This is a genomic window from Hymenobacter sp. 15J16-1T3B (genome assembly GCF_020711235.1).
Classification (GTDB): Bacteria; Bacteroidota; Bacteroidia; order Cytophagales; family Hymenobacteraceae; genus Solirubrum.
Map to the genome: position 1 here is coordinate 1 of NZ_JAJFAV010000010.1, position 19,258 is coordinate 19,258.

Below are 19,258 nucleotides of genomic sequence, written 5' to 3' on the forward strand. Positions count from 1 at the left end.
AGACGAGCCAGACGGAGCGGCGGCCGGGGCGGCGAAAGTAAAGGTAAACCGCAACGGAAAAACGGAAAAAAGAAGCGGGGGGCTTTTCGCAGCAGCAAAAACCCGCCGGTGTGAATCGGGGCAGAGCGGATTACTGGGCCGGCGTAGCGGCGGGGGCCGCCGGCTGAGCAGCCGGCGCGGCGGCCGGAGCCGTGGCGCCGGACTGAGCCGGGGCAGCAGCACCACCCGGGGCCGCAGCGCCAGGGCCGGGGGCCACCGGTGCGGCGGGCAGGCGGGCTTCCATGGCTTTTTGCTGGTTGACGCTGCGCACCGGGCCGTTGCCCGAGTTGCTCAACACCACGTGCGAGCCGAGGGCCAGCACCATCAGGGCAATGGCAAAGCCCCAGGTCAGGCGCTCCAGCAGGTCGCCGGTGCGCTTCACGCCCATGAGCTGGGCCGTGCCGCCGGCCGAAAAGCCACCGGCCAGGCCGCCGCCCTTCGAGTTCTGGGCCAGCACCACCAGGGCCAGCAGCACGCAAACGAAGAGGGCAATGACAATAATAGCGGTGTACATCTACTCCGGTTGTTGGTTCAGTAAGTCAATTTGAGCGGCAAAATACGCCTTTTTTTCCGGCTGCCGCTGCATGAGCTGCTCGTAAATTTCAATGGCCCGCCCGATTTTGCCTTGGCGCACCATGATTTTGGCCAAGCTTTCGGAAGCCAGGCTGGGGGCCGCGCTGGTGCTGCGCACCGACAAGTCGGCCTGCGGGGCGTCGGTCGGGGCCGGGCGCTGGGCCGTCTTAATGCGGGGCTGGCTGCGCAGAAACTTGTCAATCAGCGCCAAGGACGAGGGCACGACGGGCGCTGCGGGTCGGTGCGCCGCGTAATGCGCCAGCGTAGCTGCATCCGGGTACCAGGCGGGGGCCAGGGGCAGATCCGACGTCAGCTCCGCGTCGCGCCGGGTAAGGGCGGCGCCAAAGCGGCTGCCGCTGCTCAGGGCGTAGGCCAGCAACTCGTCGGCGCGGTAGGGAGGGATGCTGCCGGCCGCGGGCGCCTCGGGCAACTCGGGGAGCTGGTACGCCGGGCCGGGCTCGGACGCTTCGCCGAGGCCAAACTCAAAGCGGGAACTGCCGGCTTCGACCGGCGGGCGGATGGGCGGCGCGCTGGCGGGTAGTTCGTCCGCCGCCGGTGCCGAGTCGTCGGCAGGAAGCGCCGCCGCTGCTACGGCCGCGTGGGCGGCCAAGCCGGCGCCGGCCACGCCGGTTGGCAGCAGGGCAGCCCCGGCTTCCTCGGTAAGCGGCGCCGTTTCGGTTGCCGCCTCTGCCTGCAGGGCGGGCACGGGCAGCTCGGTTGCTTCGGCCTCGGCGGGCATGGCCGCTGCCTCTTCCGCCAGCAGCGGCGCGTCATCGACCGGCGTTTCGCTGGCTACGGCGGCCTGGGGGACCAGGGCTTCGCTTGCCGATTGCGCCGATTGCTCTTCCGCCGCCGGTATAAATTCCGGTGCCTCCAACGCAGCCGTTTCAGGCTCGGGAGCAGTTTCTGCTGGCGTTTCAGGGGGCAGCGCCGCTGAATCCTCCGCTTCGTGCGCTCCGGGTGAGGTGGCTGGCGGCAGGGCGGCCTCGACCGCTGCTATTTCGGGGTCGTTGTGGCCAAGTTCCTGCGTTTGAGCTGTTTCTTCGGCGGAATTGGTGGCCGCTTCAGCGGTTGCGGCGGGCATAAGCTCTGCGTCTTTCGACGAAGGGACAGCGGCAGCGGGCTCCGGCGCCACGAATGACTCAGCTGCTGCCGGAGCTTCGGCGGGTGATTCGGCCGGGGTAGCGGCAGTCGTGGCCGGAGCGAGCGGGCGGGCAGCCGAAACGGGCGGCAGCTCAATGAGGGCGCGCAGCAGCTCCCGGTCGGCGGCGTAGGTGGCGGCGCGGCGCAGGCGCTGGCCGGCGAGCATGCTGCCGCGGTCGTGGGCGGCTTTGGCCAGCAGCAAATGCGCCGTCTGGCAGTAAGGGAAGGCCGCGGCCAGTTGCTCCAGCTCCCGCACTTCGGCCTCCGAAATGCCGCTGGCGTGGTCCAGGATGTGCAGCAGGGAAGCGCGGTTCATTGGGTAAATGATTGACTGTTAAACAGATGATGACAGCCAGCGGGCCGGATTCAGCCGTTGCAACAAATTCACGGAAAGGGCGAGTTTGCCAAACGGGGCCGCAACAATACGGGAATTTAACCAGTTGGCAAGCCCGGCGCCCTACCAGTTGGCCACGGATTTATTAAACACGTCGGTGATGATGCGGTCGGTGATGCGGCGGTTGGCCACCGGGTCGTTCAGGATGCTCGACACGTTCGTCGCGGCCGGAAAGTCGGCGTTGCTCTGGAAGGTCTGCTCGAAGTCCTGCTTGGAGTCCTTGGTGTTGGTGAACTTCACCCGCACCTGAATGGTCAGGCGGTTGATGCCGGCTTGGTCCTGCCCGTTGGTGCTCTGAATGGCCGCCGGCGCGAAGTCGTAGGCCACGATCTGCCCTTCGAACTGCAAGTCCCCGTCGCGCGGCACCAGCTTCAGGGTGGTGTTGCGCAGAAAGTAATCCTTCATGTCCTCGGTGAAGCGCTGGGAGAGGAAGGAAGGGCCGTTGGAGGCGTTGTTTTGAAACACCGCAATCGAGAAGGTCTTGATCTGGCTGTAGTCGATGCTGGTGCCGGTAAACGAGTACACGCCGCAGCCCGACAGCGGCAGCAGGCTGAGCAGCAGCGCCGTCAGCACAACGAAGGGGCGGAGCACGAGGCGCTTATTCCAGGTCATACTGCTTGAGCTTGCGGTAGAGGGTGCGCTCGGAGATGCCCAGGTCCTGGGCCGCGTACTTGCGCTTGTTGTGGTGCTTTTTGAGCGCCTTGATGATCATTTCCTTTTCCTTGGCTTCCAGCGAGAGGCTTTCTTCCTCGGTTTCGTGGGTGATGTCTTCCACCGGCGCCGCTTCCTCGTCCTCCTCGTAGTCGGTGGCGGGCTGGGTGTTGATGATGAAGGGCTCCGACGCCTCGGGCGGGCGGCCGCCGAGGCGGCTGCCACCGTCGTAGGGGGCCACGCTCAGGTTGGGGCCCACATTGGTAAACAGGTGGCTGTTCTGCCGCACCAGCTCCTGGGCCTGTCCGGCGCCGTCGCCGCCGCGGGCCGCGCCGGCGGCCACTTCCAGCACCAGGCGCTTGAGGTCGGTCATGTCGCGGCGCATGTCGAAGAGCACCTTATACAGCAGGTCGCGCTCCGAAAGGCCCTGCGGGGCGGTGCCGTCGGCCGTGGCGCCCAGCAGCATGGGCAGGTTCGACGACTGGTCCTGCGGCAGGTAGCGGCGCAGCCCGCGGCTTTCGATTTCGCGGTCCGTTTCCAGCACCGACATCTGCTCGGCGATGTTCTTGAGCTGGCGAATGTTGCCGGGGAAGCGGAAGCGCATCAGCTCCTGCTGGGCATCGGGCGTGAGGGTGATGGGCTTGACGCGGTAGCGCTCGGCAAAATCCGTGGCGAACTTGCGAAACAGCAGGTAAATGTCTTCGCCCCGCTCGCGCAGGGGCGGCACGGTGATGGGTACCGTGTTGAGGCGGTAGTACAGGTCTTCGCGGAAGCGGCCTTCCTGCACGGCGTTGAGCAGGTTCACGTTGGTGGCGGCCACCACGCGCACGTCGGTCTTCTGCACCTTCGAGGAGCCCACGCGGATAAATTCGCCGTTTTCGAGCACGCGCAGCAGGCGGGCCTGGGTGCCCAGCGGCATCTCGCCGATTTCGTCGAGGAAGATGGTGCCGCCGTTGGTCACCTCGAAGTAGCCCTTGCGGGCCTCCGTGGCGCCCGTAAACGAGCCCTTTTCGTGCCCGAACAACTCCGAGTCGATGGTGCCCTCCGGGATGGCGCCGCAGTTGACGGCAATGAACTGCCCGTGCTTGCGCGGGGAGAGGGCGTGGATGATCTTGGAAAACGATTCCTTGCCCGAGCCGCTTTCGCCCGTGATGAGCACGGTCATGTCGGTCGGGGCCACCTGCGCGGCCACCTGGATGGCAAAGTTCAGCGACGGCGCGTTGCCGATGATGCCGAAGCGCTGCTTGATGGATTGGATTTCAGAAGGTGTCAAATCCGAGTGGTTTTCGGGGAATAGACGAACAGCGGCGGCGGATATTTTACCGGCAGCGGCAGAAAATCAGAACGTCATGTCGAGCCTGTCGAGGCATCTCGCGTGCTGACGGCAGATAGAAAGTACTATCCGAAGAAGCGGTAGAGATGCTTCGGCAAGCTCAGCATGACGTTCCGGGAGGCTTACGCCACTGCGTTGCCCAGCAGCGTGGTGCTGGTGCACTCGTGCACGAGCACGTTCACGTAGTCGCCTTTCTGGAAGTGCTGGCGGGGGAAGATGACCACCTTGTTTTGGTCGTTGCGGCCGCTGAGGTGCTCCTCGCTGCGCTTCGAGACGCCCTCCACCAGCACGCGGTGCACCTTGCCCACGGCCAGCTGGTTGCGCAGGGCGCTGTGCTTTTGCTGCAGGTCGATGATTTCGGTGAGGCGACGCTTTTTCACCTCCAGCGGAATGTCGTCCGTGAGCTTGCGGGCCGCCAGGGTGCCGGGGCGCTCGGAGTAGAAGAACATGTAGGCCATGTCGTAGTGCACGTGCTCCATCAGGCTCAGCGTATCCTGGTGCTCTTCCTCGGTTTCGGAGCAGAAGCCGGCAATCATGTCCGTGCTGATGCCGCAGTCTTCGCCCAGGATGCGGCGGATGGCGGCCACGCGGTCGAGGTACCACTCCCGGTCGTAGGTGCGGTTCATCAGCTTGAGCACCCGCGAGTTGCCGCTCTGGGCCGGCAGGTGAATGTAGTTGCACACGTTGTCGTACTTGGCCATCGTGTGCAGCACCTCGTCGGTGATGTCCTTGGGGTGGGAAGTGGAGAAGCGGATGCGCAGCTCGGGGCTCACCAAAGCCACGCGCTCCAGCAGGCCGGCGAAGTTCACGAACTCCGCGCCGTCTTCCGACTGCCACTTGTAAGAGTCTACGTTCTGCCCCAGTAGCGTGACTTCCTTAAAGCCCTGGTTGAACAGGGCCCGGGCTTCCTCCACGATGCTGTGCGCGTCGCGGCTCCGCTCGCGGCCGCGGGTGAAGGGCACCACGCAGAACGAGCACATGTTGTCGCAGCCGCGCATGATGCTCACGAAGGCGGTGATGCCGTTGGAGTTCAGGCGCACTGGCGTGATGTCGGCGTAGGTTTCCTCGCGGCTCAGCAGCACGTTCACCGCCCGTTGCCCGTTGTCGACTTCCTTGATCAGGCGCGGCAGGTCGCGGTAGGCGTCGGGGCCGACGACCAGGTCCACAATCTGCTCTTCCTCCAGAAACTTGCTCTTGAGGCGCTCGGCCATGCAGCCGAGCACGCCCACGAGCAGGCCCGGGCGCTTACGCTTGTGCGAGTTGATTTCCTTGAGGCGCTGACGCACCGTTACCTCCGCCTTTTCGCGGATGGAGCAGGTGTTGAGCAGCACCAAATCGGCCTCGGCCAGCTCCGTGGTGGTGTCGAAGCCCTCGTCGTAGAGGATGCTCGACACGATTTCGGAGTCGGAGTAGTTCATCTGGCAGCCGTAGCTCTCGATGTAGAGCCGGCGCTGGCGGCCGGTGTGGGTAGCTTCTGTCACGCGCACGTCGGCGGGCAGCTGGTTGGCGGCCGGCGCGGGGGCGTTGTCCAGGAAATCGAGCGTAAGCAGGGGTTGAGACATGGCCTCGAAAATTCAGCGTAAGGAGGGCAAAGGTACGGCTTCCGGCGCAGAAATGACAGTTTGGCAGATGAGGTAGTGCTGGGGGCGTGGTGCTTCGTGCTTGGGCGGGGCCAGGGTCAGCGCTGTTTGCTTACACTTCGCTGCTCTGCTAACTAGCTACACAAACCACGCACTCAGCACCATGCGCTAGGCACTGATTTCAGCTCCCAGCACTTCCAGCAGCGCTTTGGCTTTCAACAGGCACTCCTCGTACTCGCGTTCCGCTACCGAGTCGTAGGTGATGGCCGAGCCGACCTGAAACGAGAGGTAGCCGGTGTCCTGGCGGTACTGCAGGCTGCGGATGACCACGTTGAAATCAAAGTCGCCGCCGGGCCAGACGTAGCCGATGCTGCCGCTGTAAAGGCCGCGGCGGGCGCGCTCGTACTGTTCGATGAGCTGCATCGCGCGGATTTTGGGGGCGCCGGTCATGGAGCCCATCGGGAAGGTGGCGCGCAGCGCTTCGGCCAAGGTGGTGCCGGGGGCCAGCTGGCTGGTCACCGTCGAAATCATCTGCCAGACGTGGCGGAAGGCATAGAGCCCGAACAGCTCCGGCACCCGCACCGTACCGGGCCGGCTCACGCGGGCCAGGTCGTTGCGCACCAGATCCACAATCATCAGGTTTTCGGCGCGCTCCTTCTCGTCGTGCAGCAGGGCGTGGCGCTGCTGCTCGTCGTCGGCCGCGGTGGCGCCGCGCCGAATGGTGCCCTTGATGGGCTGGGAGAGCAGCTGCTCCCCGTCGCGGCGCAGAAACCGCTCGGGCGAGGCGCAGAGCAGGTAACGGTCCTGCCACTTGTAAAAGCCGGCGAACGGTGTGGGCGAGGCTTGCAGCAGGCGCAGAAAGGTATCGACCGGGTCGAGTTGCGCGCCCTCCGCAAAGAACTCCTGGCAAAGGTTCAGCTCGTAGACTTCGCCGTTGAGAATGTCCTCGCGCACGGCCTCCACCGCCCGCAGGTACTCGGCCCGCGGCAGGCGCGGGCGCAGCGCGGGCACCGGGGCCAACGCGGCAGCTTCCGTTGGGGCGGCTTCGATAGCGCGCCGGTCGTCCGGCGTCAGGCCGTGGGTTTCCAGGCGGCCGTCGGGGTGCCAGCGCAGCCATTTGGCGGGCACGAAGAAGTGCAGACCCGGCCAGCGCAGGCCGTCGGGGTGCTGGCTGCGGAGCAGCGGCTCCACTTCGTTTTTGAGGTCGTAGGTCAGCAAGCCGCAGCGCGGGGCGTCGGCGGGCTGAACGGCCAGCCAGGCATCCAGCTCGGCCAGCGACGCCGGGCCGGCGGCCGGTGCGGTACCCACGGCCAGCAGGTGCTCGAAAGCGCCGCCGGGCGCGGCGGTGCCTGCGGCCGGCACGTAGTAGGCGCAGTACGGAAACTGGGCGGCCCAGCGCAGGGCGCGGGCCGGGGTTAGCGGGGAAGTCATTTCAAACTGGCCAGCGCCACCTTGGCCTTGGCGTCTGTGCTGGTTTTGTACTCGTGCTTGCCGTAGCTCAGCGCCTTCTGAAAATACGCCTTGGCTTGAGCGGTCTGGCCCGCTTCCTGGCAAATGTAGCCCAGCTGCAGGGCCGACTGCGGCGCAAAGTAGTACGGCGCCGTGCCGCTGGCCGCCACGCAGCGCCCGTAGTACAGCCGGGCCGAATCCAGGCGCTGCAGGCCGTGGTAGGCGCGGGCGCGGCGGTAGGGCTCCTCCAGCCGGTCGCGCAGCGGGGTGGCGCTGGTGGCCCGGAACTCGTCGAGCGTGGCTAGGGCCGGCCGGTAGTAGCCCCCGTCGATTTGCAGGCGGGCGCGGGTGAGCAGGCGGTTGAGCGGCAGCCGGTCTTCCACGAAGCGCTGGGCGTAGCGGTCCTCCTCGATGGTGGTGTCGCCGCCCTTGCTGATCTGCTGGCGGTTGCGCTCGGCCTGGGCCGCGTCGCCGCTGAGCCAGTAAGCCAGGTAGAGCTTGAAGTAGGCGTCCTTGCGGTAGTGCACGCCGCGGTACTCGCTCAAAAACTGCTGGTTGGCCCGTTCCGACGCCGCGTACTGCCCCTGGTAGAGCAGCAAATCGGCGGCCATGTGGTGCAGGTAGGCCACGGGCACGTAGGTGGGGCCGGTGGGCCGGCCGCGGTAGTAGGTCAGGGCCTGGTCGGCGTGGTGCAGCTTTTTCTGCACCGACATGCCCAGGTAGCTGAACAGCAGGTTGTCGGGCTGCTCGCGGCTGAGCCGGGCCACCAGCGCCGCCGCTTCCTCATCGGCGCCGTAGTAGGTCTGCCGGATCAGGGCCACCAAGATCTGCGCCTCGGGCTGGAAGTCGTGGGTGCGTTGGGCGGCGGTGCGCAGGTGTTGCAGGCCGGCTTCAGTGTTGCCGGGCAGCCCCAGTAAGTTCAGAAACCAGCGGTACGACTCCGGCACCGAGCCAATCAGGAATTCGCACAGGCCCAGGGTTTTCACCGTGGGCAGGTAGCCGGGCCAGCGCTTGGCGTTCTGCTGCACTTGCAGGTAGGCTTGGCGCAAACTCCAGGCGCCCTGCAGCTCGTGGCCGAACATAACCTGGGCCACCGCTTGGTGCAGGCGGATTTCGCCGCGCACGTAGTCGCGCAGGGCCGAGCGGGGGTGCGCGTCCAGCGCCTCCAGGGCCGCGTCCTGCTGCGCGATGATGGCGGCGTAGCGGCTGGCATCCTGGCTGATGACCAGCTCGGCGAAGCCCGCGCCCTCGGCCACCAGCAGGGCGCCGGGGCTGCCGGGCTGCTGCTTGAGCTCGGCGCGGGCCAGGGCCTGGGCGGTGCCGGTGCGCAGCTTCAGCAGCTCGGTGTAGGCGCGGCGGGCGGCGGGGCTGAGCTGGTCGGCAAGGGCGGTTTCGCTGGCGTGCTCGTCCTGGCTCGGGGCGGGCGGGCGCGCGCTCAGGGCCGCGCAGAGGGACGTGGAGGCCGACGCTAGGAGCATGGCTGTGCTCAGCGTACCTCTGCGTAACCCTCGGCGCACCTCTACGAGAAACGGCATCAGAACAATAAAAAAGGAACGACACGAAGGCCGTTCCTTTTCAAAAAACGCATCAACGAGCGAATTACGCGCGGGCTTCTACGTCGGCCAGGATGCGGCCGCAGTGCTCACACACGATGACCTTCTTGTGGGCGATGATGTCGGCCTGGCGCTGCGGGGGCACCGTGTTGAAGCAGCCGCCGCAGGCGTCGCGCTTCACCAGCACCACGGCGAGGCCGTTGCGGGCGTTGCCGCGGATGCGGGTGTAGGCCGACAGCAGGCGGTCTTCCACCGGCTTGGCGGCTTCCTCGCGCTCGGCCATGAGCTTCTGCTCGTCAGCTTCGCTTTCGCCCACAATCACCTGCAGTTCCGACTGCTTGTTGGTCAGGTCCTTGCGACGCTCGTCCAGGCGCAGCTTGGTGCCGCTGATTTCCTGGTTTTTCTGGTCGATCTGGTACTGGAACTCGCGAATCTTCTTCTCGGAAATTTGGATTTCGAGCTTCTGCAGCTCCATTTCCTTGCCGATGGCTTCGTACTCGCGGTTGTTGCGCACGTTCTGCTGCTGGTCCTCGTAGCGGCGGATCAGGGCTTCGGCGTCCTTGGCGGCTTGTTTGCGGGCTTTGATCTGGTCGTTGAGGGCGGCTACTTCCTCGTCGAATTTCGACACGCGGACTTCGTAGCCGGCAATTTCATCTTCCAGGTCGCGCACTTCTTCCGGCAAGTCGCCGCGCACGCGCCGAATTTCGTCGAGCTGCGAGTCGATGCGTTGCAGGTTGAGCAGGGCTTCCAGCTTGCTGGCTACGGTGATGTCCGAAGCGGAATTAGAAATCATAGCGAACAGGGTTCGTGAGGGTCTCGGCTAACAAGACCGCAAAAGTACGCGCAAATTTCTCCATAAGCAATTCGCGGAACAACTCCCCAGTGTATTGCTCGCTTTCGTAGTGGCCCACGTCGCAGAGCAACAGGCGGCCTTCGGGGGCGAAAAATTCGTGGTACTTAATGTCGCCGGTCACGTAGGCGTCGGCGCCGGCGGCCACGGCTTTGCGCGTCAGAAACGAGCCCGCCCCACCGCACACGGCCACGCGGCGGATGACGGCGTGAAACTCGGTGTGCTTGACCACGGGCACGTGCAGCTTGTCGCGCAGCAGGCGCAGAAACTCCTTGGCCGGCAGCGGTTCAGGCAGTTCGCCCAGCATGCCCGAGCCGACCTCCTGGTGCAGGTTTTCCAGCTTGATGAGCTCGTAGGCCACTTCCTCGTAGGGGTGCGCCTCGCGCAGCGCAGCCAAAACTCGGTGCTGCAGGTGCAGCGGCAGCAGCACTTCCACCCGCTGCTCGGCGGCCGTCTGCGGCACGCCTGGCTGCCCGTCAAACGGATGCGTATTCGGGCCGGGCGTGAAGGTGCCGGTGCCGTCGAGGCGGAAGCTGCAGTCGTGGTAGTCGCCAATCTGGCCCGCGCCGGCGGCGTAGAGGGCCTGCAGCACGGCCTCGGTGTGCTGGGGGGGCACGTAGGTGATGAGCTTGCCGAGCAGGCCGGGCTTGGGGTCGAGCACGCGCAGCTTGGTCAGGCCCAGTTTGTCGGCCAGGTGGCGGCTTACGCCGTGGCGCACGTTGTCGAGGTTGGTGTGGGCCGCGTACACGGCCACGTCGAGGCGCAGGGCGCGCATGAGGGTGCGCTCCACCTCGGTGGCCCCGGTGAGGCGCTTGAGCGGCACGAAAATGACCGGGTGGTGCACCACCACCACGTTGCAGCCCCGGCGCACGGCTTCGTCGATGACGGCGGGCGTGCAATCCAGGGCAATGAGCACGCCTTTGACGAGCTGCTGCGGGTCGCCGCACTGCAGGCCGGCGTTGTCGTAGCTTTCCTGGTAGGCGGGGGGCGCCCAGGCTTCCAGGGCGCGGACGAGGTCTTGGACGGTTGCGGACATAACGGGGCGAAGGTAGGCGGTAGCGGTTTGGCAGTTGCGGCGGCAAGAAGCAGTGGCCCAGGGGCTTGGTGCGTAGGCTGCGCTTACCGCGCGGTGCACTGGTTTGCCAGGTGTAAATACTTGGTTTTCTGGATAAAGTACGCCGATTGGTTGGATAAAGCCCCGGCGGAAAATAGTTTTGCCGCAGCCCGGCCCCTGCGTGGCGTGCCCGGCTTGCACTCCTTCACTGTCCGCTATGAATCACATTATTACCATTCTTTTGCTGTGGCTTGCCGCGCCGGCGGCCTGGGCCCAGTCCGTCGGCGTGGGCACTGCCAGCCCCGATCCTTCTGCTGCCCTGGAAGTAAAGTCCACCAGCCAAGGCCTGCTGACGCCGCGCCTCACGGCGGCCCAGCGCGTGGCCATTAGCAGCCCGGCCCAGGGCCTGCTGGTGTACCAGACCGACGGCACGCCCGGCTACTACTATTTCAAGGGCACGAGCTGGTTTAACCTGACGCAAACCCTGAGCGTGAGCGGGCAGACGATGAGCATCAGCGGGGGCAACACCGTGACCTTGCCCGCCGGGGCCGACAACCTGGGCAACCACACGGCCACCGCCACCGTGCGGCTCAACAACCAATGGCTGAGCAACGACGGCGGCAACGAGGGCGTGCGCGTCGACAACAACGGCAACGTGGGCGTGGGCACGGCGAGTCCCCAGCGTAAGCTCGACGTGAACGGCAGCATCCGCCAGACAGTCTACTCGCAACCCCTAAACCTGGGCGCCGGCATACAGGGCCACTTCCCCTGGACGCACAACCTGGGCTACCGACCCACCCTCATGTTGAGCGTGGACGACACCGGAGCCGGGGGGGCGGGCATGTACATTACCCTCAGCTACGAACACGTCGACAACAACCGGACGAACATTTGGGTCCGCAACACCGGCCCTGCTGCCAGCTTCCGCGTCCGCTGGATTTTGGTGGATTGATGAAAGAGGCACCGAATGCCCGCTAGCACAAAGAAGCTTGTTGACTTGGCCGTAGCCGGTCCAGCGCAAGTCTGTCAATCGGAAATGCGTACGAGTTCCTGCCCCGGCAGGCACTGCGTCAAAGGGAGGACTTACGCTTAAAGCAATTCTCCAAGCATAGCGGCATAACGGGCCGCAAAATCGGGCGCTTCCCGCCGCTTGTACTGCATGATGAAGCGCGGGTGGTCGAAGACGAGAATCCGCTCGAACAGGCCCAGCTCCTGGTTGAGCTTGGTGAAAAACTCCCCGTTGCGCCGGCCCAGGCTCACGGCCACGTCGCGGCGCAGGCCGGCGGCCACTTGCTGCTGCAACGCCTGCTGCATGGCGGGCCAGAGCGCCCGCGTCACGGCCCGGGAGTCGTAGTAGTTGTAGTTGCGGCCCGCGCGCACGAGCACCAGCGGATACAAGGAACCGAGGTAGAAATGCTGGTAGAAGGCCCGCGGCCCGCCCAGCGCGTCGACGAGCTGGTACACAAACTGGCTCGACAGCTCCGGCCGCCGCGGCAGTGCGTTGGCTATGCCGCAGCGCAGCTGCAGCGCCGCCGGGTCGGTGAAGGCCACGCCGGTGCTGCCGGCACCGAAGCGGCCGGGGTTGATGCCCAGCAGGGCCACGCGCGGCTCGTTGTCAGCGTAATAGCGCTGGGCAAACTGCGCGAGCAAGCCGCGGGCGGGCTCGGCTTGGTAGGGGCTCAGGGCCTCGACGGCGTCGGGCAGGGGCGGAGCGGCCGGGAAGCCGCTGAGCAGGGCCAGCAGGCGGTCGGCGAAGGTGGAAGGCGCGGTCATCGGGGAAATCCATACGTAAGGGCGCCCGAAGCGGCCGGGCCGGCGGCATTTCGCGTATTTTTGCCGCCCGTCGTGGCCATGCGCCCGCCGGCTGCTAGTGCCATGACCCGTTTGCTGACCCTGTTGCTGTTGCCCCCAAGCTGGCTCTACGCCGGGGTGGTGGCGGTGCGCAATTGGTTGTACGATACCGGAATATGGACGAGCACGGCCGCCGGCGTGCCGCTGCTGAACGTGGGCAACCTGCGCGTGGGCGGCACCGGCAAAACCCCGCACGTGGCCTGGCTCGCCCAGCAGCTGCTCGACTCGGGCCAGCAGCCGGCCATCCTCAGCCGCGGCTACGGTCGCCAAACCACGGGCTTCCGCCGCGCTACCGCCGCCGACACGGCCGCCACCATCGGCGACGAGCCCTGGCAGCATTTCCGCGGTTTCGGCGGCCGGGTGCCGGTGGTGGTCGACGAAGACCGGCGCCACGGCTTGGCCGAACTGGCCGCGCAGGCGCCCGCGGTAACCGCCGTGGTGCTCGACGACGCCTACCAGCACCGGCGCGTGCGCCCCGACCTGAACATCCTGCTCACCGAACTGGCCCGCCCGTTCTGGCTCGATTACGTGCTGCCCGCCGGCCGCCTGCGCGAAAGCCGCCGCGGCGCCCGCCGCGCCGACGTCGTCATCGTCACGAAATGCCCGGCCGACCTGCCGGCGCGGGGGCAGGAGCGGGCCACGGCGCGGGCGCGCCGCTACACCCGGCCCGGCGTGCCGGTGCTGTTTTCGGGCTACGAGTACGGCGCCCCGGAGCCGGTTTTTACCGCCGCCGGCCCGCCGCCCGCGCCGCATCAGCCGGTGGTGCTGCTCACCGGCATTGCCCAGCCCGAACCGCTGCTGGCCGAGCTACGCCGCCGGGGCCACGCCGTGGTGGCCCACCACCGCTTTGCCGACCACCACGCTTTCACGGCCGCCGAGCTGGCGCAGGTGCGGGCGGCGGTGCCGGCCGGCGCCGTTATTATTACCACCGAAAAAGACGCCGCCCGCCTGCGCGAGCCGGCCTTGCACACCAGCGCGGCGAGTTTGCCGTTGTTTTACGTTCCCATCCGGGTCGCTTTCCTGGCCGACGGCGCTGCGCGCCTGCAGGCCCTGCTCACGCCCTTGCTTACGCCCCGTGCCGTTGCCTGACGTTTTTATCTGCCGTTTGATTCCTTCGCCGCGTCGTTGGTGGCTGCCCCTGCTCGGGCTGCCGCTGGGGTTGCTGCCCACGCTGAGCCGCGCCCAGGTGGTCGACGATTCCACCAAAGTCCTCTACGGCCCCAAGACTACCCTCGTCGTGCGGGAGGTGGATGTGCTGCGCAACCAACCGGACGGCCACCCGCTGGACACCACGCTGACGGGCATGCACAACAGCCGCAACTGGTACTACGACAGCACCTTCCAGCAAAGCCTGGGCAACGTGGCCCTGGCCTCGCGCCGCCTGCTCTGGGAGACCAACACCCGCCTCGGCGCCCGCGTCGGCCGCAACGCCTTCGACCGGTACTTCCGCGACCCGGCCACCATTCCGTACTACGACACCCGCTCGCCCTACACGTTTTTCCGCTTCGTGCAGGGCGGCGTGGGCGAGCAGGTGTTTGAGGCTGCTTACACGCGCAGCATCAAAAAGGCCGTCAACGTGGGCGTGGCCTACGAGCGGTTTGGGGCCAACAAGCAGCTGGGCACCACCAACAACCGCGACCCGCAGGTGACGCACGCCGGCGTGCTGGTTTTCGCCCGCTACCAAACCAAAAACGAGCGGTACCACGTGCTGCTCAACTACTACGAGGCCCGGCACCGCGCCATCGAGCAGGGCGGCATCAAGCCCCGCGCCGCCGACGGCGACACGCTCACCAACCTCTTCGACTACCGCAGCGAGGACGTGTGGCTGCGCCAGGCCCAGAACAAGGACCACCGCGACCAGTTTCACCTCACGCATACCTACAACCTGGTGGGCAAAGGCCTGACGGCCTACCATTTGCTCGATTGGCGCCGGCAGTACAACCGCTACACCGACGACTTCGCCGCCGGCGCCACCGACCGCGACTACTACGCCTTCATCCTGCGCGACTCCACGCAAACCGATGACCGCTCCACGTACCGGCAGCTGGAAAACACGCTGGGCCTGCTCGGGCGCACCGATTTCCTGGAGTACCGCGTGTACGGCCGCTACCGCAGCGCCAACTGGCGCACCCAGTCGCGCTTCGGCAACCCGGAGCGCGAACAGGAGGTATTCGACGAAGCCTACAAACAGCTGTTTGTGGGCGGGACGGCTGCTTTCCGCTGGCGCAAGCTCTTCGACGTGGAAGCGGCCGGCGAGTACAAGTTTTTCAACGAGGTGTGGCTGCGCGGGCGGCTGCGCTTCGGCCCGCTGACCGGCGAGGTGCTGCACTCCACCTACGCGCCCACGCTCACCCAGCAGCAGTTCAGCGGCAACCACCACGCCTGGGACAGCCGCGGCCTGGGCAATACCACCGTCGACCAGCTCACCGTGGGCCTGGCCCAGCGCCTGGGCGCCGCCGACGCCCGCGTGCAGCAACGCGTGCAAGCCTCGGCTTCGTTCGTGACCATCTACAACCTGGTGTACTACAGCCAGCGCGAAAACTACCGCCGCGACCTGCTGCCCCGCCAAATCGACGGCAGCAAGCCGCTGTTCGTGGGCTTTGTGCGCCACCAGCTCAGCTACGGCATCCTGCGCCTCGACAACCAAGTGACTTACACCCAGGGCGGCGAGGGCGAGGGGCTGCGTATTCCCAAGCTGGTCGGCAACTCGCGCATCTACGCCGAGGGCTACCTCTTCAAGAAGGCCTTGTTTAGCCAGATCGGCGTTGAAACCTACCTGCAGTCGAGCTGGACGCCCTACGACTACGCCCCGAGCGTGCAGCAATTCTACGTGCAGGACCACTTCACTTCCCGCGGCGTTGCCGTGGCCGACGTTTTCCTCACAGCCGACATCAAAACCGTGTCGGTGTTCCTGAAAATGGCGTACGTGAACCAAGGCCTGCCCGAAGCGGGTTACTTCCCGACGCCCTTCTACACCGGCAACCCGCGCAGCTTCCAGATAGGGCTGAAGTGGAATTTCTTCGACTAATAGGTTGAATCATTAAATAGCTGCATGGTTGGTGGTTCAGGTGTATAATCTAAACTGAGCGTTTAGGTAAACCCTGAGCAGCCATTCGGCTATTCAAGCATTCAGCAGCAAACCAGATGACCGATCAGAACGCGGCGCTGCCCACGGCCGAAGTGGCCGAGCAGCGCGAGAAAACCATCCTCAAGCTCAAGCTCAACACCGACCCGCGCTGGGTCGATATTGCCAGCAAAAACATCGGCGACATCCTCGTCGACCACGCCTACTGCGAGCAGAAAGCGGCCAGCACCGGCATTTCGCTTATCGTGAGCTACCCCGAGAAAACCCGCCTCGTCGACGAGCTGACGGAACTGGTGGCCGAGGAGTGGAGTCACTTCGAGCGGGTGCTGCAGGAGCTGCGCAAGCGCGGCCTGCCGCTGGGCCGCCCGCGCCGCGACGAGTACGTGGTGGAACTGCTCAAGCACGTGCGCCGCGGCGGGGCCCGCGAGCGGCAGCTCATGGACCAGCTGCTGGTGTCGGCCCTGATCGAGGCGCGCTCCTGCGAGCGGTTCAAGCTGCTCTGGAAGCACATTCCCGACCAGGAGCTCAGCAAGTTCTACTACGAGCTGATGGTGTCCGAAGCCGGGCACTTCGTGGCCTACGTGGACTTGGCCAAGGAGTACTGCGACCCGCAGGAAGTGGACGCGCGCCTGCAGGAGCTGCTCAAAATCGAGGGCGACATCGTGACCAGCCTACCGGTACGGGATGACCGGATGCACTAAGGCCCGCCGGTACTGGCTGGCGGCGCTGCTGCTCGGCCTGCTGCAGCTGGCCCGCCCCGCCGCGGCCCAGGACGCCGACAGCGCGGCCGCGCCCCGCGGCGAGGTGGTCGGCAGCCAGCTCACGGCCCGGCACCGGCGCCTGCCCGGCTCCACGCTCTACGTGCGCCCGGCCCCTGGTTACGTCACCGAAGAGTCGCTCAACGGCCTGAGCCGGCCCGACGGCTCACTGATCGAAGTGCTGCGCGTGCCGGAGGCCAACTTCCTGAAAGTGCGCGGCTTGGTGGTGGAGCAGTACCTGGCCGAGCGCGGCACCCACGTGCAGCAGCGCGAGCTGACGTTCAACGGCTACCCGGCCGTGTTCGGCGAGGGCAGCAGCCTGGAGGCGGGCAAAAACCTGATGGTGCTCGGCTTTGGCGACTCTAGCAGCTTCGTACTGGTGTTTGGCCTGTACCCGGCCGCCGACACGGCCGCCCGCGGCGAGCAGCAGCGCATGTTGCTGACCAGCTACTACGACGCCCGGGGCACGGTGCCGCCGCTGGAGCTGGCGCCCTTCGTCATCAGCCTCGCCGGCACGCCTTTTCAGCTGCTGGAAGCCCGCCCCGCCGACAAAACCTACGTTTTCGGGCCCGCCGGCAGCGCCGGGGCCGTGCCCGACACCTTCGCCACGCGCTTCACCGTGCAAGTGCTGCCCGTCATGCCCGCCCCGGAAGCCCGGCAGCGCCTGCTGCGCCTGGCCCAGAGCCTGACCACGCCCGGGGCCCTGCTGCAAAGCCAGGAGCGGCAGCTGCCGCCGGGCGGCAGCTACGGCTACGAAGTCAGCGGCCAGAGCAGCCTGCGCGGGCGCCGCAACAGCTTCTACCAGCTTATTCGCACCGACGAGGACGCCACGCTGCTGTTTCACGGCGTGGTGTATGGCGTAGCTGCCTCAGCGGCCAAAGCCTCGCCGAAGCCGCCGCCGAAGAGCAAAACTCCTGCCGCTAAACCCGCCGCACCCGCCGACCCCGTGGCCGATTTTCGCAAGGTGGCGGCTACGCTGCGCATGAAACGATAAAAAGCCCCGCTGCCTCTTGCAGCGGGGCTTTTTGGTAGCTAGTTCTTACACGGTCGGCTTGGGCGGGTCGGGTGAGGGTTCGGGCTTTGTGCGCGAGTTCAGCAGCCCGGGCGGCACCGATAACTCGCCCGTCTGCGGGTCGATCAGGCCGTTGCGCTCATCCTCGATGTTGGTGGCCTGGGTGTACACGTCGCCGGCAATGGGGCGCTGGCGCAGCTCGTGCTTGAACTGCCGGATGCTCTCGGTGCGGGCGTCCGCGTCCTGCGGGCCGCCGTAGTCGGAAAAGCCAAAGCCGCCCCACTCGCTGACGATGAGCGGCACCTGGTGGCGGTAGAAAAACGGGTCGCCCACGACCAACGGGAAAGCCGCCACGCCCTCCATTTGGCCCGCAGTGAGCTGATCGAGCACCTCGCGCCAGCGGTCCAGGGCAGGCGTGTACAAGTGGGCGGTGAGCAGGTCCGATTTCAGGCGGCCTTCCCAGGAAATGTGCTGCCAGCCGTCGTTATCGACCACCAGGAACTGCGGGTGCTCCAGGTGCATGTAGTGGTAGATGTCGATGATGTAGCGGCGGGTGGCGGCGTTGGTGGCAATGTCCTGGGCGCCCCAGTCCTCGTTGTAGAGGCTCCAGATGACGATGGACGGATGCGTTTCCATCAGGGCCAGCATGCGCTGCAACTCGGCGCGGTGGTTTTGGCGGCTGCGCGGGGTGGAAGAGTGCGGGCTGGGCACTTCCACCCACAGCAGCAGGCCCAGTTCGTCGGCCAGCTGGTAGATGCGCGGGTCGACGCCGGCAATGTGCACGCGCACTAGGTTGCAGCCCAGCGCCTTCATGGCGTGAAAGTGCCGCTGCATTTCCTCGTAGGTGGCCGTGCCGGGTTGGTACAGAATGCCGTCGAGGTACACGGATTCGTTGTTGAGGTACACGTAGCGGCCCCGCGCCTCGATTTTGCGCAGCCCAAAGCGCGCCTCGATTTGGGCCGCGTAGCCGTGCTCGTCGATGAGCTGGGCCACCAAGCGGTAGAGTTGCGGGTGTTCGGGCGACCAAAGCTCGGCCCCGGGCACTTCCAGCACCACGCGCTGCTGCTTCTGGCCCGCTTCCAGCCGCAGGGGAAAGTCGGAGGATGCCAGCGGTTCGGCGGCGTGGCCGTTGCCGTGCCCGTTGGTGCGCGCAAACACCTGTAGGCGTAGCGTGTACAGGCCCGGGTCGTGGATGCGGGTGGCCACGTTGAAGCGCACCAGCCGGTCTTCCACCAGGCTCACCACGCTCACGCGGGAGCGGAGGCGGTTGCGCTCCACCACTTCCAGCCACACCGAGCGCACGGCCCCGGTGTAGGTCTGGTACCAGATGCCGCCGCGCTTGTACACGTGCGACTCCTGCTTGCCGCGGGGCGTTTCGGCGTCCATCGTGTCGGCGATGCGCACGGTGAGGCGGTTGACGGGCTGCAGCAGGTTGTCGTCCAGCTCGAAGGAAAACGAGGTGTACTCGCCGTAGTGCACGTCTTCGCCCTCGATGGTGCGCAGGGGGCGGCCGTTGAGCCACACCCGCGTTTCGTAGCCGCAGGCCCCGAAGGTAAGCTGGTACATGCAGCGGCCGCCGGGCTCGGCGCAGGCGGGCACCGTGAATTCCCGCTCGTACCAGGCCACCACTTGGTCGTGCCAGCGGGCCGGGTCGCTCAGGCCGCGGGCTTCGGCCAGGTGCATTTCCACCGAGCCGGGCCAGGTGGCGCGGTGCTCGTAGTCGCGCCCGAGAAACCAACTCTCGCGCAGGCCCACGTCGTCGGCGTCGAGGGCGAAGCGCCACTCGCCGTCGAGCAGCATCGCGTTGTTGAGGCGCAGCACCGCCCGCGGCAGCGGGTTGGGCGTTTCTTCAATGGGCTGTTTTTCCTCTTCGCTGATCGAGAGGCCGTAGTTCACGTGGTCGGTATCCATGCGGGCTGGGGTGGGTCCAGCC

Annotated in this window: 16 protein-coding genes; 5 read left to right on the plus strand and 11 right to left on the minus strand. The window is 66.3% G+C overall.

What is annotated here, in order from left to right; all coding sequences use genetic code 11:
• Positions 1 to 130: 130 nt before the first annotated feature.
• The 9 genes from secG to LJ737_RS16805 form a co-directional block, all read right to left on the minus strand.
• Positions 131 to 553, minus strand: coding sequence for a preprotein translocase subunit SecG (gene secG, locus LJ737_RS16765; RefSeq protein WP_227767802.1), 423 nt, complete (start codon positions 551 to 553; stop codon positions 131 to 133).
• Positions 554 to 2,071 (minus strand): DUF8458 domain-containing protein, encoded by a 1,518-nt coding sequence (locus tag LJ737_RS16770; protein WP_227767804.1) that lies wholly within the window; start codon positions 2,069 to 2,071, stop codon positions 554 to 556.
• A 141-nt stretch (positions 2,072 to 2,212) separates the two neighbouring features.
• Positions 2,213 to 2,761, minus strand: coding sequence for an LptE family protein (locus LJ737_RS16775; protein ID WP_227767806.1), 549 nt, complete (start codon positions 2,759 to 2,761; stop codon positions 2,213 to 2,215).
• The gene (locus LJ737_RS16780) at positions 2,748 to 4,073 is read right to left on the minus strand and encodes a sigma-54 interaction domain-containing protein (protein ID WP_227767808.1); all 1,326 of its coding nucleotides are present in this window, start codon (positions 4,071 to 4,073) and stop codon (positions 2,748 to 2,750) included. Before LJ737_RS16780 ends, LJ737_RS16775 begins: the two co-directional genes overlap by 14 nt.
• A 182-nt stretch (positions 4,074 to 4,255) precedes the next feature.
• The gene (gene miaB, locus LJ737_RS16785; RefSeq protein WP_227767810.1) at positions 4,256 to 5,695 is read right to left on the minus strand and encodes a tRNA (N6-isopentenyl adenosine(37)-C2)-methylthiotransferase MiaB; all 1,440 of its coding nucleotides are present in this window, start codon (positions 5,693 to 5,695) and stop codon (positions 4,256 to 4,258) included.
• 186 nt (positions 5,696 to 5,881) lie between these two features.
• Positions 5,882 to 7,144 (minus strand): anthranilate synthase component I family protein, encoded by a 1,263-nt coding sequence (locus LJ737_RS16790; protein ID WP_227767812.1) that lies wholly within the window; start codon positions 7,142 to 7,144, stop codon positions 5,882 to 5,884.
• Positions 7,141 to 8,697, minus strand: coding sequence for a tetratricopeptide repeat protein (locus tag LJ737_RS16795; protein WP_227767814.1), 1,557 nt, complete (start codon positions 8,695 to 8,697; stop codon positions 7,141 to 7,143). The genes LJ737_RS16790 and LJ737_RS16795 overlap by 4 nt, the downstream gene beginning before the upstream one ends.
• Before the next feature lie 64 nt (positions 8,698 to 8,761).
• On the minus strand, positions 8,762 to 9,508 hold the full coding sequence (locus LJ737_RS16800) for a zinc ribbon domain-containing protein (protein WP_227767818.1): 747 nt from the start codon (positions 9,506 to 9,508) through the stop codon (positions 8,762 to 8,764).
• Positions 9,498 to 10,601: a Nif3-like dinuclear metal center hexameric protein gene (locus tag LJ737_RS16805; RefSeq protein ID WP_227767821.1), complete on the minus strand. Its 1,104-nt coding sequence runs from the start codon at positions 10,599 to 10,601 to the stop codon at positions 9,498 to 9,500. Before LJ737_RS16805 ends, LJ737_RS16800 begins: the two co-directional genes overlap by 11 nt.
• A gap of 235 nt (positions 10,602 to 10,836) precedes the next feature.
• Here LJ737_RS16805 and LJ737_RS16810 point away from each other — a divergent pair, with 235 nt between their 5' ends.
• The gene (locus LJ737_RS16810; protein WP_227767823.1) at positions 10,837 to 11,571 is read left to right on the plus strand and encodes a phage tail-like protein; all 735 of its coding nucleotides are present in this window, start codon (positions 10,837 to 10,839) and stop codon (positions 11,569 to 11,571) included.
• 137 nt (positions 11,572 to 11,708) lie between these two features.
• On the opposite strand, the gene LJ737_RS16815 is transcribed toward LJ737_RS16810, so the two are convergent.
• The gene (locus LJ737_RS16815; RefSeq protein ID WP_227767825.1) at positions 11,709 to 12,392 is read right to left on the minus strand and encodes a uracil-DNA glycosylase family protein; all 684 of its coding nucleotides are present in this window, start codon (positions 12,390 to 12,392) and stop codon (positions 11,709 to 11,711) included.
• Between the two features lie 102 nt (positions 12,393 to 12,494).
• Here LJ737_RS16815 and lpxK point away from each other — a divergent pair, with 102 nt between their 5' ends.
• The 4 genes from lpxK to LJ737_RS16835 all read left to right on the plus strand — a co-directional run bounded on the left by lpxK (position 12,495) and on the right by LJ737_RS16835 (position 17,307).
• On the plus strand, positions 12,495 to 13,559 hold the full coding sequence (gene lpxK / locus LJ737_RS16820) for a tetraacyldisaccharide 4'-kinase (RefSeq protein WP_227767826.1): 1,065 nt from the start codon (positions 12,495 to 12,497) through the stop codon (positions 13,557 to 13,559).
• A gap of 16 nt (positions 13,560 to 13,575) precedes the next feature.
• The gene (locus LJ737_RS16825; RefSeq protein ID WP_227767829.1) at positions 13,576 to 15,498 is read left to right on the plus strand and encodes a putative porin; all 1,923 of its coding nucleotides are present in this window, start codon (positions 13,576 to 13,578) and stop codon (positions 15,496 to 15,498) included.
• A gap of 116 nt (positions 15,499 to 15,614) precedes the next feature.
• On the plus strand, positions 15,615 to 16,256 hold the full coding sequence (locus LJ737_RS16830) for a MiaE family protein (RefSeq protein WP_227767831.1): 642 nt from the start codon (positions 15,615 to 15,617) through the stop codon (positions 16,254 to 16,256).
• The gene (locus tag LJ737_RS16835; protein ID WP_227767833.1) at positions 16,240 to 17,307 is read left to right on the plus strand and encodes a hypothetical protein; all 1,068 of its coding nucleotides are present in this window, start codon (positions 16,240 to 16,242) and stop codon (positions 17,305 to 17,307) included. Before LJ737_RS16830 ends, LJ737_RS16835 begins: the two co-directional genes overlap by 17 nt.
• Before the next feature lie 45 nt (positions 17,308 to 17,352).
• Here the strand turns inward: LJ737_RS16835 and LJ737_RS16840 are convergent, their stop codons facing one another.
• Positions 17,353 to 19,236, minus strand: coding sequence for a glycoside hydrolase family 2 protein (locus LJ737_RS16840; protein WP_227767834.1), 1,884 nt, complete (start codon positions 19,234 to 19,236; stop codon positions 17,353 to 17,355).
• Positions 19,237 to 19,258: the final 22 nt, after the last annotated feature.